The 13,388-nt window shown below is 70.2% G+C and carries 14 protein-coding genes; 5 read left to right on the top strand and 9 right to left on the bottom strand.

The genetic code is table 11. The annotated features are described in order from the left end of the window. Positions 1-1,079, bottom strand: a 1,079-nt coding sequence (locus GCN81_RS25075; protein WP_156726760.1) for a serine/threonine-protein kinase, incomplete at its 3' end; no start/stop codon positions are given. Positions 1,080-1,338: 259 nt separating this feature from the next. After that, complete coding sequence (locus tag GCN81_RS25070; protein ID WP_197287770.1) at positions 1,339-2,223, bottom strand: VOC family protein; 885 nt, start codon at positions 2,221-2,223, stop codon at positions 1,339-1,341. A gap of 175 nt (positions 2,224-2,398) precedes the next feature. Between GCN81_RS25070 and GCN81_RS25065 the strand changes: the two genes are divergently transcribed. Then, positions 2,399-3,046: a TetR family transcriptional regulator gene (locus tag GCN81_RS25065; RefSeq protein WP_156726759.1), complete on the top strand. Its 648-nt coding sequence runs from the start codon at positions 2,399-2,401 to the stop codon at positions 3,044-3,046. A gap of 132 nt (positions 3,047-3,178) precedes the next feature. On the opposite strand, the gene GCN81_RS25060 is transcribed toward GCN81_RS25065, so the two are convergent. Together GCN81_RS25060 and GCN81_RS25055 are read right to left on the bottom strand one after the other, a co-directional pair. Next, complete coding sequence (locus GCN81_RS25060) at positions 3,179-3,694, bottom strand: nitroreductase family deazaflavin-dependent oxidoreductase (protein WP_156726758.1); 516 nt, start codon at positions 3,692-3,694, stop codon at positions 3,179-3,181. Beyond that, entirely contained in the window at positions 3,694-4,962 is a 1,269-nt protein-coding gene (locus tag GCN81_RS25055; RefSeq protein WP_156726757.1) for an acyl-CoA dehydrogenase family protein, read from the bottom strand. The genes GCN81_RS25060 and GCN81_RS25055 overlap by 1 nt, the downstream gene beginning before the upstream one ends. Positions 4,963-5,069: 107 nt before the next feature. Here GCN81_RS25055 and GCN81_RS25050 point away from each other — a divergent pair, with 107 nt between their 5' ends. After that, on the top strand, positions 5,070-6,248 hold the full coding sequence (locus tag GCN81_RS25050) for a thiolase C-terminal domain-containing protein (RefSeq protein WP_156726756.1): 1,179 nt from the start codon (positions 5,070-5,072) through the stop codon (positions 6,246-6,248). A 77-nt stretch (positions 6,249-6,325) separates the two neighbouring features. Next, positions 6,326-6,751 (top strand): pyridoxamine 5'-phosphate oxidase family protein, encoded by a 426-nt coding sequence (locus GCN81_RS25045; protein ID WP_156726755.1) that lies wholly within the window; start codon positions 6,326-6,328, stop codon positions 6,749-6,751. 71 nt (positions 6,752-6,822) lie between these two features. On the opposite strand, the gene GCN81_RS25040 is transcribed toward GCN81_RS25045, so the two are convergent. Beyond that, on the bottom strand, positions 6,823-7,065 hold the full coding sequence (locus GCN81_RS25040; RefSeq protein WP_156726754.1) for a DUF397 domain-containing protein: 243 nt from the start codon (positions 7,063-7,065) through the stop codon (positions 6,823-6,825). Beyond that, the gene (locus tag GCN81_RS25035; RefSeq protein WP_156726753.1) at positions 7,062-7,865 is read right to left on the bottom strand and encodes a helix-turn-helix domain-containing protein; all 804 of its coding nucleotides are present in this window, start codon (positions 7,863-7,865) and stop codon (positions 7,062-7,064) included. Before GCN81_RS25035 ends, GCN81_RS25040 begins: the two co-directional genes overlap by 4 nt. Before the next feature lie 117 nt (positions 7,866-7,982). Between GCN81_RS25035 and GCN81_RS25030 the strand changes: the two genes are divergently transcribed. After that, positions 7,983-8,393, top strand: a complete 411-nt coding sequence (locus GCN81_RS25030) for a hypothetical protein (RefSeq protein WP_156726752.1) — start codon at positions 7,983-7,985, stop codon at positions 8,391-8,393. 78 nt (positions 8,394-8,471) lie between these two features. Here the strand turns inward: GCN81_RS25030 and GCN81_RS25025 are convergent, their stop codons facing one another. Then, positions 8,472-9,578: a sugar ABC transporter substrate-binding protein gene (locus GCN81_RS25025; protein ID WP_231626958.1), complete on the bottom strand. Its 1,107-nt coding sequence runs from the start codon at positions 9,576-9,578 to the stop codon at positions 8,472-8,474. Positions 9,579-9,827: 249 nt separating this feature from the next. Here GCN81_RS25025 and GCN81_RS25020 point away from each other — a divergent pair, with 249 nt between their 5' ends. Next, on the top strand, positions 9,828-10,559 hold the full coding sequence (locus GCN81_RS25020) for a pyridoxine/pyridoxamine 5'-phosphate oxidase (RefSeq protein ID WP_156726750.1): 732 nt from the start codon (positions 9,828-9,830) through the stop codon (positions 10,557-10,559). A gap of 79 nt (positions 10,560-10,638) precedes the next feature. On the opposite strand, the gene GCN81_RS25015 is transcribed toward GCN81_RS25020, so the two are convergent. Beyond that, positions 10,639-11,571, bottom strand: a complete 933-nt coding sequence (locus GCN81_RS25015) for a GNAT family N-acetyltransferase (RefSeq protein ID WP_156726749.1) — start codon at positions 11,569-11,571, stop codon at positions 10,639-10,641. A 760-nt stretch (positions 11,572-12,331) separates the two neighbouring features. Further along, positions 12,332-12,883, bottom strand: coding sequence for a YciI family protein (locus tag GCN81_RS25010; protein WP_156726748.1), 552 nt, complete (start codon positions 12,881-12,883; stop codon positions 12,332-12,334). Between the last annotated feature and the right edge of the window lie 505 nt (positions 12,884-13,388).

Here is a 13,388-nt window from a genome sequence, read left to right as displayed (position 1 = left end):
CCACGCCAGGCCGCGTCCCAGTCGTCCGGGGCGCGCCCAGGAGGCACCGGAGGCGTGTACTGCGGCGGGGGCGGCACCGGCGCACCGGGCCCACGCCCAGCACCGCCGTCACCACGAGCACCGCCCGCGCCACCCGCACCACCCACGCCAGCCGCGCCCCCACCGGGCGCGCTGACCTTCGGCCGCCCGCCCCGGCGCGCCTCGATCATCGCCACCGAGCGCTCCGGCAGCCAGGCCGACGCCGTACCGCTGTCGTCCGAGCCGGACGCGAACAGGTGCGGCGCGAGCTGGGCCTGCAGGTCAGCGGGGCTGGGCCGCATGGTGGCTTCCATGTGCATGCAGTCCTCGATGAGCGGCCGCAGCTCCGGAGGCAGTCCCTCCAGGTCCGGGCCCTCGCGCAGCAGCATGAAGACCGTCTCGACGGGGTTGGCGCCATGGAAGGGCGCGTGCCCCGTCGCCGCGAAGACGAGGGTCGAGCCGAGCGAGAAGACATCGCTGGCGCCGGTGACGCTACGCGAGTCCTTCGCCTGCTCGGGCGACATGTACGCGGGCGTGCCGACGGCCACGTTGGTCATGGTCAGCCGGGTGTTGGAGACCCCGGACGCGATACCGAAGTCGATGACCCGCGGGCCGTCCTCGACGACCAGGACGTTGGACGGCTTGAGGTCGCGGTGCACCAGGCCCGCGCCGTGGATGGACTGCAGCGCCTCGGCGATCCCGGCCGCCAGCCAGCGCACCGCCTCGGCCGGAAGCGGCCCGCACTCGTTCACTATCTCCTCGAGCGAGGGCGCGGGAACGTACGCGGTGGCCAGCCAGGGCACAGCGGCGCGCGGGTCGGCGTCCACGACGGCGGCGGTGTAGAAGCCGGACACGGCCCTGGCCGCTTCGACCTCCCTGGTGAAGCGGACGCGGAACAGCTGGTCCTCGGCGAGCTCAGTCCTGACCGTCTTGATCGCCACGCGTCGGCCGGACGCCGAGCGCGCGAGATAGACAAGACCCATGCCGCCGGCACCGAGCCGTCCCAAGACCTCGAACGGACCGATCCGTCTCGGATCGTGCTGCGTCAGCTGATCCAACACCTTGCCTGCCACCTCCCCGTACAAGATCGCGCGAGACCGCGCCGGGCGCCCTCGGCACACGGCCTCCGGTCAGCGTCTCACCACAGCGCCCCAACGACGGCACGCACCCCGATTGTTCCTGTCCGAGGCGAGGGTTGCGAACCCGGGGCAGGATCGGGGTGTCTAGCCTAAGAAGGGCGATAAGGCGATAACCGGCCATTCCCTCCCAAGCTCCTTCCAAGCCCCTCCCGAGCTTCTCCTCAGTCCCTCCCCAGCCCTCTCAGTCCTGAAGGATGGCGAAGGCCGCACCCTGATTGTCCACCAGCGCGGCCATCCGACCGTACGGAATATCGAAGGGCGCCGCCTTGACGCGCCCACCGAGCCGCTCGACGTGGGCCGCCGCGGCGTCGCAGTCACTGACGGTGAAGTACGTCAGGAAGTGCGCGGGCATCTCGGCCGGGAAGCTGCCCGCGACCACCGAGCGGCCCGCGATCGCGGTGTCGGGACCTGGCTCGCTTCCGGGCAGTGACCAGGTACGGAAGTCGACGCCCGCGTCCTCCAGGTCAAAGCCGCCGTAGCCGAAGACACCCTCGTAGAAGGCGTCGACCAGGGCCGGGTCGCGTGAGTACACCTCGGTCCAGCAGAAGGACCCCGGCTCGCCCTTCTTCTCGAACCCGTGATGCGCACCGCCCTCCCAGAGCCCGAATACGGCGCCCTCCGGGTCGGTGGCCAGCGCCATCGTGCCGTACGGGCCGATCGGGATCGGCTCCGTGACCAGTTGCCCGCCCGCGTCCCTGATCCGGGCGGCGACGGCACGGGCGTCCGGGGTGGCGAAGTAGACCGTCCAGACCGTGGGCAACCGCCCGTCCCGTTTGGGCGCGAGCGCGGCGACGGCCTTGCCCTCGCTGTACGCCTGCACATACCGGCCGTACTCGGGCCCCACGCGCTCGTCGAAGGTCCAGCCGAACAGCTCCCCATAGAAGCGCTTGCCCGCCTCGACGTCAGGGAGCAGCGCGTCCACCCAGCAGGGGGCACCCTCGGGGTACCCCGAGGGTGCGGCGCCCGCGGCCTCCCCACCGGCCTCCCCACCGGCCTTCTGTCTGGCCTTCTGTCCGGCCTCCCCACCGGCTCCTTCTGCGGCTGCGGCTGCGGCTGCGTCGGCCATGGGCCCTGGTCCTTCCCGTACGGCGGGGCTCTGCGCTGCCCGGCACACACTCAACGTAACGGGATCTCGCGCACCGCGCCCCTTCCCACACGTCCCCACCCCTGCCCAGACCTCCCCGCACCCCATTTGCAGTCGGCCGAATCGCGCGCCGATCACCCCTCGGTAAGCTGACGGCATGACAGGACAGGTACGTACCGTCGACGGCCGAGTCGCCGGGCGGCGCGGTCAGGCGACGCGTCAGAAGTTGCTCGACTGCCTCAGCGAAATGCTCAGTTCGTCCCCATATCGGGACGTCAAGGTCATCGATGTGGCCCGCAAGGCGGGCACCTCGCCCGCGACCTTCTACCAGTACTTCCCCGACGTCGAAGGCGCCGTCCTGGAGATCGCCGAACAAATGGCGGCGGATGGGGCGGGGTTGACCGACGTACTCGCCAACCGCTCCTGGGTCGGCAAGTCCGGCTGGCAGGCCGCGCAGGACCTGGTCGACGGATTCCTCGACTTCTGGCGCAGGAACGAAGCGATTCTGCGGGTGGTCGACCTGGGTGCGGCCGAGGGCGACAAGCGCTTCTACAAGATCCGCATGAAGATCCTCAACTCGGTCACCAACTCCCTTACGGACACGGTCAAGGAGCTGCAGTCCAAGGGGAAGGTGGACAAGGAGGTCAGCGCGGCGGCGATGGCCGGGTCGCTGGTCGCGATGCTCGCGGCGGTCGCATCGCATCAGAAGGGGTTCCAGACCTGGGGTGTGAAGCAGGCGGAACTGAAGCCGAATCTGGCGCTGTTGGTGCACCTGGGCATCACGGGGCGCAAGCCGACGAAGTAGCCCTGCCCCTATTCCCTGCCGTTCCCTGCTATCCCCTGCCCCTGTCCTCTGTTCTGTCTGCCGATGCCTGGCAGCGGTCACTGCGAGGTGACCGCTGCCAGGCATCTGGCGTGTGGGGGCTGGCATCAAGCGTCAACCAAGGGACTTCCGCCGCTCCAGCCGGAACAGCCGGATCTCGCGATCCACCCGCGCCTGGTACGTGGCGTAAGGCGGCCAGAACGCCAGCACCGCCTGCCACGCAGTCGCCCGTTCCTTCCCCGCCAGCAACCGGGCCCGTACCGGAATGTCCGTCCCCTTCCAGTTCACCTCGGCATCCGGATGTGCCAGCAGGTTCGCCGTCCAGGCGGGATGACCCGGCCGCCCGAAGTTGGAGCCAACCAGCACCCACGTCCCGGAACCCTCCTCCGGCATACAGGCCAGCGGCGTATGCCGAGGCAGCCCGCTCTTCGCGCCACGGGCGGTGAGGATCACACCTGGCAGCATCCGCGCGCTCAGCAGCACCTTGCCGCGCGTCAGCCGATGGACCACCCGGTCCATCGCGGGGACGAAGTGCGGGGCGACCTTCGCGAAGGCCCGCGTGGAGGACACCTTCTGCATCATCCGCACCCCCACGGAAGACGACGCCGACGGGGACGGGGACGGGGACATCACACCGCCACCCCCTCAGTCGCGCCCCCACCCACCGCGAAGACCCCCGCCCCCTCCGCCGCATGCGCCCGCAGCCGATGCACCGGCCCGAACAGCAGCTCATCCCCCGCCGCCCGCTTGAAGTACAGGTGCGCCTCGTGCTCCCAGGTGAACCCGATCCCCCCGTGCAGCTGCACCGCCTCCCCCGCGGCGGTACGCAACGCCTCAAGCGCCTGCGCCAGCGCCAGCCCCGCCGCCGAGGGGTCCCAGGCCGCGTAGTACGCCGCCGAGCGCGCCGCCTGCACGGCCACGTACACATCGGCGAGCCTGTGCTTGACCGCCTGGAAGGACCCGATCGCCCGCCCGAACTGCTCGCGCTGCCGCACGTATTCAACGGTCCGTTCCAACGCCCGGTCCGCCGCCCCCACCGCCTCGGCGGCAAGCACGGCCGCCGCGGTACGCCCGGTGGCGGCCAGCGCGTCCGCGACCGACTCCGTCTCATCCGAGCCGAGCAACTCCGCCGCCGCGTGCCGAAGTTCGACGCGCGCCTGCGGCCGCGTCTCGTCCAGCGCGGTCTGCCGTACCGCCGAGACCCCGACCGCCGTGGCCCGTACGAGGAACAGGAGCGTACGAGACCGGGCGTACCCCCCGGTGTGCGCGGCGACGACCAGCAGCCCGGCCCGGTGCCCGTCGAGCACCTGCTCAGCCTGCCCGTACAGCCGCCACCCGCCCTCGCCCCCGAACTCGCCGTCGTCCTCACTTTTGCCCTCGCCGCCACCATCCCGCGTGGCCTGCACACCCCCGGCCCGCCCCCCGCCAGCCCAGCACTCAGCAGCGCTCGCACCCCCGACCTGGGCACCCCCGGCCTGGGCACCGGACAGCCCAAGCGCCGTGGCCAGAGCCGCACCCGGCACCACCAACGCCCCGGTCAGCGCCCCCGAGGCCAGCTCCGGCAGCAGCGCACGCCGCTGCGGTTCCGTCCCGAGCTGGGCGATCAGCGGAGCGACCAGCGCGGCCGTCGCGAGCAGCGGCGAAGGCAGCAGCGCGCGGCCCGTCTCCTCGCAGGCGAGGGCGAGTTCGGTCACCGAGCACCCCACCCCGCCGTACTCGACAGGCAGCGCGAGCCCCGGCAGGCCCAGCTCCCGCGCCAGCGTCAGCCACAGTTCCTCGTCGTGCCCGGCGGCGGTACGTACCGCCGCCTTGACCTCATCCGGGCCACAGCGCTTGGCGATCAGTTCGCGCAGGGTGCGGCGGATCTCGTGCTGCTCCGCGGTGAAGGCGGCGTCCATCGGCGGTCCTCCCCATCTGACGGGCCGTCATGCTAGGCCCCTACCCCACAGATGCCCAGAGCCCGAACAGCCAGTTCTTGGCAGTGATCTGATGTACCGTCAGATTCATGCCAACCCACCCACCGCCCACCCGCCGAGTAGCGATAGCGGGCGCCGCCCTAGCCGACTGCGGCCGCGTGGACGACGCAACCCCCTACGCCCTGCACGCCCAGGCCGCCCGCCGCGCCCTGGCCGATTCCGGCCTGGACAAACACCTCATCGACGGCTTCGCGTCGGCGGGCCTCGGCACCCTCGCCCCCATCGAGGTCGCCGAGTACCTGGGCCTGCGCCCGACGTGGGTCGACTCCACCTCCGTCGGCGGCTCCACCTGGGAGGTGATGGCGGCCCACGCGGCGGACGCCATCGCGGCCGGGCGCGCGAACGCCGTACTGCTCGTCTACGGCTCCACCGCCCGCGCCGACATCAAGGCGGGACGCCGCACCTCCAACCTCTCCTTCGGCGCACGCGGCCCCCTCCAGTTCGAGGTCCCCTACGGACACTCACTCATCGCCAAGTACGCGATGGCCGCCCGCCGCCACATGCACGCGTACGGCACCACCCTGGAGCAGCTCGCCGAGGTCGCCGTACAGGCACGGGCCAACGCCGCGCACAACCCGGACGCCATGTTCCGCGACCCGATCACGGTCGACGACGTCCTGACCGGCCCGGTGATCGCGGACCCCTTCACCAAGCTGCACTGCTGCCTACGGAGCGACGGTGGCGCGGCGGTGCTCCTGGTGGCCGAGGAGTACGTCGCCGACTGCGCGAAGGCCCCAGTGTGGGTTCTGGGAGCGGGCGAACACGTCTCGCACACCACGATGTCCGAGTGGGAGGACTTCACCGTCTCCCCAGCAGCGGTCAGCGGCCGCCTCGCCTTCGAGCGGGCGGGCGTACGCCCGGCCGACATCGACATCGCCCAGCTCTACGACGCCTTCACCTACATGACCCTGGTGACCCTGGAAGACCTCGGCTTCTGCGCCAAGGGCGAGGGCGGCACCTTCGTCGAAAAGGGCCGCCTGACCCTCACCGGCGACCTCCCAGTCAACACGGACGGCGGCGGCCTCTCAGCCCAGCACCCCGGAATGCGCGGCCTGTTCCTGCTGGTGGAGGCGGTACGGCAGCTACGCGGCGAGGCAGGCGACCGCCAAGTCCGCAAGGCGGGCGGCCGACTCCCGGAACTCGCTGTGGCTTCGGGTACGGGCGGCTGGTTCTGCTCCTCGGGGACGGTCGTACTGGGCAGGGGCTGACGGCGGAATACCGTGGCGGGCACCGGTCGTTGAGCGAGCAGAACCCGTACGACCAACCGCAGAAGGAGCGTCTCCCGGTGGCCCTGACCCGTGAAGAGCGTGAGCAGTTCCTCGCCGAGCCCCACATCGCCGCGCTGGCTGTGGACGGCGGGGAAGGACGAGCGCCGCTGACCGTCCCGATCTGGTACCAGTACGAGCCGGGCGGCGACATCTGGGTACTGACCGGCCAAGGCTCGCGCAAGCACGAACTACTCGCCGCAGCGGGCCGGTTCACCCTCATGGTCGACCGCGTCACACCCACGATCCGGTACGTGTCCGTCGAGGGCCCGATCCTGGAGATCGCCCCCGGCACCCATGACCAGCTCGTGGAGATGTCGTCCCGCTACCTGCCCGCCGACAAGGTCGACGACTACGTCAAGTACTCCGAGGAGACCCTCGGCGAGAACGTGATCATCCGCATGCGCCCGCAGCGCTGGCTCTCCTCGGACCTCGGATCGGTCTGAGCGCCCGTCGAGGCCGCCGAGCGCGCTGAGCTGCTCCCCACTTCCGCCGCGTGGACGGCCGACCACAAGGGTCAGGACTGAACGGCGAGGCCCAGGAAGGCAGTCCAGGCGGCGGGCGTCGCGGTGAAGGTGGGCCCGTCCGGGACCTTTGAGTCGCGGATGTGGACGGTGTGGGGGCAGGTGGCTACCTCGACGCAGTCGCCGCCCTCGTTGCTGCTGTAGCTGGACTTGCGCCAGTCGTAGGCGACTTCGAGGCACGCGCCGCCCTCGTTGTCGCTATAGCTGCTCTTGAACCACGCCAATTCGGCGTTCATAGCTGATCCGCCATCCTCTCGATCCGTTCCGCGGACCCCCAGGGCGTGAGCGCCTGGGCCCGCATCATGCCGAAGCGGTCGTTGAGCTGACTGACCTGCTGCGGCTTCGAGATCAACGTACCGCCGCCTGGCCGATCCACGTAGGCGAAGTTGCGACCTTCTGGAGTACTGAGCAGCTGCATCGAGCCTTGCAGCCCCGCGTGCACATGCCTGTCCGTAGGCATCACCTGCACCATCAAGTGGTGCATCCCGCGCATGCACTCCAGGACGTGCAGCAGCTGTCCCCGCAGCACCTCGCGGCCCCCGATGGGACGTTGCAGCACAGACTCCTCGATCACGTACCCGATCATGGGCAGCGGGTTGCGGGTCAGCACCGCCTGCCGTTCCAGCCGCGCCACCACGTTCTTCTCGATATCGGCCTCGGTCAGCTGCGGCACCCGCACCTCATACAGCGCGCGAATGTAGTCCTCGGTCTGGAGCAGCCCGGGGAACAGCATGTTCTCGTACGCGCTGATGCTCGCCGCGACCTTCTCCAGCCGCACCCACCCCACAAACGTCGGCGGGTACTTCTCCTCCTCCATCAGCGGGATGCAGGACTTCAGCGCACCCCGCGCGTCCATCACCACGTCCGCGTCCCGCAGGAAGTCCGACGTGGGGATGCGTTCGCCCCGCTCGTACGCGCCCGCCAGGGACTCCGAGATGAGCAGCCGCTCGGAAACGTCCTTCCGCGTCAGCCCGGCCCGCGCCCGGAAGTTCTTGATCAGGTCCCCGACGTGCTGCCGAGCCGGGGACGGCTGCACGCTACTCGTCCCACTGGTTTCACTCGTCGCCACAACGGCCACCGCCCTCTCCACACCGCCCCGATGTGTACCGTGTCCTCCTGGTCACGCTACGCAACAGGCCGGACCCTCGTAGCCATGACGAGCAAAAACACCCCCAACTGGGTACCAACCACCGGCATCCAACTCCGCAAGACCGGCGTCTACTTCGACGCCATCCGCGTCCGAGGCGTACACGGAGAGGCCGTGCTGCACCACCTCGTCGCACTCACCGAGGGCAACCCCGGACCCGTCGTACGGGAGATCTCCGGCGGTCGCTGGACGTACTTCCTTCTCGCGCCCGGCGCGAGCCGGGGCCACGACTGGCCACCCGGAGCGAAGTGCTTCGGGCCAACCGCGCGGGACCAGTACATCGGCGTCCCGGCCGCGCGCGGGAACACGTACCCGTTGAGCTGGCGCTGCGGGGCGCCGGTCGTGGGGGAGTTCGTCGATGCCGCGCTGCTGCATCTGGTGGTCATGGCGCAGCTCTGTGCGGGGCTGCCCGATTGAGGGCGATCGGGGCTCGCAGCGGGCCGACCGGGCCGGAGAGACCGGCCCGGTCGGCGACAGGCAGGCAGGCAGACAGGCCTACTTCAGCCCAGCCTCGGCACAGGCCTCCTCATACTTCGGCGTACAGATCTCCGACACCTTGAAGAACCCGTCCTCCAGCACGGTCTCCTTGATGTCCTTGCGCGTCACCCCGTACACGGTCACGCTCGCCATCCGGATCTTCTTGGTCGTCGGGCTGTCGATCTCGCGCATCGCGAGGGACTCGAACTCGATGTTGCGGCCCTGCGCGACACGCACCGCCATCTCGGCGGCGATCGCGGCCTGATCGCCGTAGGGCTTGTAGACGGTCATGTACTGATCGCCCGTCAGGATGCGGCGTATCGCCGCTAGTTCGGCGTCCTGTCCGGTGATCGGCGGCAGCTCCGTCACCCCCGCCTCCTTCAGCGCCTCGACGATACCGCCCGCCATGCCGTCGTTGGCCGAGTAGACCCCCGCGATGTTGGCGGCGCCGATCTCCGCGATGGCCTCTTCCATGTGGGCCTTGGCGGTCTCCGGCTTCCACGCCTCGGTGTCGTACGACTTCGCGATGGTCACCGAGGTCAGTGCCGAGCTGGCCCCCTTCTTGAAGATCGCGGCGTTCGGGTCGGTCGGCGAACCGTTGATCATGACGATCTTGGTGGTCTTGGCAGGCTCCCCGCCAAGCGCGTACAGGAGTTCCCTGGCCTGGGTCTGGCCGACGGCCTCGCCGTCGAAGCCGACGTAGGCGTCCACCGGACCCTCGGCCAGGCGGTCATACGCGATGACGTGAATGCCCGCGTCCTTGGCCTTCTGCACCGAGTCGCCGATGAGCTTGGCGTCGACCGGGTCGACGATCAGCGTGTCCACCTTGTCGTCGATCATCTTCTCCAGCTGGCGGCTCTGGAGGTCGGCGTCGTTCCCGGCATTGGCGTAGACCAATTCCCCCTCACCTTTGGTGAGCTCGGACACCTGTTTCTTGATGATGGGGTAATCGAATTTCTCGTAGCGCGCGGTCCCCTTCTCCGGAAGGAGTAGACCAATTTTCACGTCGTTGCCCTTGCGCACGGTCGCGCTGCTGCCACTGTCCCCTCCAGACAGCGCACCACCACAGGCCGAGAGCGAGACCACTAGGACGGATGCGGCACTGACCATGGCAGCGCTTCGCATTCGCGTGTTCATTTTACGGATACCTCCCTGACGTGGCCGCGAGGTGCGACCGAGGTGGCCTGAAGCCAAATCGGCTCGCCGCACAGCGTCAAGAGTTGAAGCCACACCGCAATGAAAACGGGTCCGATACTTCTCCACATGAAGCCGAAGAGGGTGGATACCGGACATCCTTGATATCCGTGCGGAGGTGAAGCGCGAGGTGAAGGGGGAGGGAAGGCGGGAGGGAAAGCCGGAGGGACAATAGGCCCCATGCCCCACGACGACTCACGGGCCGCCGAGCCGGTCACCACATTCCGCCGCCTCCTGCACGCCCAGCGGGTGTGGGACACCGAGCTGCCCGCCTTCGACGTGGACACCGCGCCCGCCACGCCGCTCACGCTGTTCCACCGGTGGTTCGCCCAGGCGGTAGCGGCCGGGCAGGTGGAGCCGCATGTGATGCAGCTGGCGACGGTGGACGCGGACGAGAAGGGCCCCTGGCCCGACGTACGAACGCTGATGCTGCACGACGCGGACGAGCGCGGCTGGCACTTCGCCACGCACGCGACCAGCCGCAAGGGCCGCCAGCTCGCGGCCAACCCCGCCGCCGCGCTGCACTTCTACTGGCCGACGCAGGGCCGCCAGATCCGGGTACGGGGACAGGTCACCACCGCCGCACCCGCCGAGGCCCAGGCCGACCTGCACGCACGCTCGACCGGCGCCCTGGCCGCCGCGCTCGTCGGGCACCAGAGCGAGGCGCTCGGCTCACAGGATGAGCTGGCACGGGCGTCCGAGGCCGCGTGGGAGCGCGCGGCAGCCGAGCCGTCGGCGCGGGTCCCGTCCTGGACGCTATACGTCCTGGCCCCGGACGAGGTGGAGTTCTTCCAGGGCGACGCGCGGCGCCAGCACGTACGCCTGCGCTACGAGCGACGACACGAGGGCGGGAGCGGGAGCGGGGGCGAGGACGGGACCACCGTCTGGCGCACGCGACTGCTGTGGCCGTAGCTCAGGGCGGGCGAGCCCGGCATGCGCGTCCTCCGCGACCACGGACGCCCGCCCGGCTCGCCCCGCCCGCCCGCCGTCCCTACGCCGCGAACGCGTACGCCGCGAAGTCCCGTACCGGACGGAAGCCAACCCGCTGGTAGACCCCGTTACTCGTGGGGTTCGCCAGGTCCGCGAATAGCAGCACCTCGGCCGCACCGGCGGCCCGCCCAGCTCGGCTCACCTCGGTCGTGACGGCCCTGGCGTAACCCCGCCCGCGCTGCTCAGGCGGCGTGTAGACGGGCCCGACGCGCACCTGTCCGCCGACAAGCGGGGTACGCCCGGCTATGGCGACGGCCGTGTACGCACCGTGTCCGTACCCCTCGCCGGTCGGCGTCTCCCACAACGTGATCCCGCCATAGGCGAGGCGACTGTCGACCCACGCACCAGAGTCCCTCACGGTGGTCTCCCCCAGGCCACGCAGGAACTCCGAATGCCAACGCATCAGGAGCCCACGATCGGCCCGCGTAGCGATCCGAGCGCGGCCCGGCGGGACGGGCAGCGGCGGGGTGACCGTCTCCAGCCGGTACAGCCGCTCCTGCCGACTGACCGCGACGGCGGCCCCAGTGCCCTCCGCCCAGGCTTCGGCGAACGCCTCGGCGGTCGGGGATGCGGCGAACACCCCGGCCAGCTCCTGGTCCCTGAGGTGCCCGGCAAGCTCTGCGGCGGCGGCCGCGGGCACCGGGCTGACATGCGGCGCATGCGGCGGCGTCCACACGAACGCACCGACGACGCCGTGCTCCCCGCTCCCGCCCCCGCCCTCGCCCTCGCCCTCGCCCTCCGCAATCAGGTCCCCAAACAACGGCGCCCCACCGCCATACGCCCCCAACCCGCGCGAACGCAGCGTCTCCGTAACGCTGAGCAGCACGGTGTGCGCCACGGGATCGGAGTCGAAGAAGCCCCCAGCCCGCGCCAAAAAGACATCGAGATCACCAGTGAAGTGCCACCCGGGCCCATACGCAGCAAATGCGACCATGCCCCATGCTCCCCCAACACCCACGCCCCCCGCCGGGGTATTCCAACGCCGAGGGGAGGGGGTGGGGTTGGGCGGGTCGACGTCGTGGTGGACCAGTACCGCAGTGGGCACCGGTGGCCGCCCGGTCCGTCCGATGATGGCAGGTCCGGCCCGGGCATCAAGGGCGCTCCCTACGGTCGCGTCGGCTCCGCCGATTCCGCTAACGCTCCACCCTTGACACCCGACCCGGACCCGCAAGGCTGAGGTACACCGGGCGGCCCAAAAACAGGGCAGCGGGACAGGTGGAGGGTGGTGAGCGTTTGCATGCCGGGTGCGGACTAGTTGTTGGGGCGCACGAGGGGGGTGGGTGGTGCTGCCCCGGCTCAGCGGCTGCGGCTGGTGGGGGGACCGGGCACGTGGGCGGTGGTCGGCCGGGGTGGTCGCGGGGGTGCGGTTGTGGGTGTGGCCTGTCCGTGTCGGTGCCTGCCGCCCCGGTGGGGAGGCAGGCAGGGGCGGTGGTCTGCTGTCGGCCGTTGCCCACGCCCAGCGCGTGACGCCGAGCAAGGGCCGGGGCAGGGTCGGTGAGTCGAGCTGGGGGCTGCTCGGCGGCCCCATCCCACCCCTGTCGGACGTAAAAGGAGACTTTGGTACAGCAAGCCGCCCCTTTTGCCCGGCTTTTGGTGTACCAAAGTCGCACTTCCCTCCCCGACCTGACCCCACCAGCCCCACACCACAACGCCCCACCAGTCTCAGCGGGCTCTTCCTCGGTGGCAGCCTGGGCTTAGGACCGTCGGCCGCCGAACTGCCAGTCGTGGACCTCGATGTCGGCGTAACGGTCCGGGGGCAGGAGGGCTCGTGCCGTTGCCGGGTCCGGGGCCCGGACCAGTGCGGCCGTGCCCAACCAGGTGGCGCCGTCGTCGGACAGCAGGGGGCCGTACGCGATCAGCTCGTCGCGGTCGGGTGGTACGTCGGCATCGGCGGCCTGGCCCGAGCCGAGGCCGAGGACCAGGTAGCGGTTGCCCCCAGTCCGACCTCCGGCGAAGTCCCACATGGTGCGCCCCAGCGTGTTGTGCCACCGGCGCAGCAGCACGTCCCGGTACACGCCAGCCTGGTGGTTGGGCTCGTCGAAGGCGAACGCTCGGGCGGCAGCGGGATCTGGCAGGTCGATGATGTGCACGCTGCCGGACGGCGTCTCCCCATCGCTGGCGAAGGTCGGACCGCGAGCGATCATCTCCTTCACGTACCGGTCCATGTAGGCCCAGTGCTCTTCCAGCAACTGTTCACGCAAGGGGACGGAGCCGGAACGATCACGGTGGTAGCAGAAGAACTCCATGGCCCAGAGACTCTCCCAACATGCGGTCGCGTCTCAACGAGCTTTAGCAACAACGATCACAGCCAGCCCATCCCTTCATGCCCACCCAAAGCCCCCACGGCCTGCGGCCGCTGAGCCAGTGTCGAGCCGACCTGCCCCACTCGTGCGCACCGGACACCCCCCACCACCCGCAGCCGCTGAGCCGGGCGGCACTACCCCGCCCCTCCCGTGCGTACCCGTGGCCCCAACCAGCCGCAGACGCTGAGCCGGTGTCGGACCACCCACCCCCCTCATGCGCACCCTCGGCCCCCACCACCCGCAGCCGCCGAGCCGGTGTCGCACCACCCCACCCCCCTCATGCGCCCCAACAACCAATCCGCACCCGGCACGCAAACACCCGCCCCTCCCCCACCCCTCCCGCTGCCCCGCTTTTGGGCCGCCCGGTGTACCTCGCCCTCGCGGGTCCGGGACGGGTGTCAAGGGTGAAGCGAAGCGCAATCGGCGAAGCCGACGCGACCAAAGGGAG

The organism is Streptomyces apocyni (genome assembly GCF_009739465.1).
GTDB lineage: Bacteria > Actinomycetota > Actinomycetes > Streptomycetales > Streptomycetaceae > Streptomyces > Streptomyces apocyni.
This window is presented reverse-complemented; position numbering and strand designations above follow the sequence as displayed.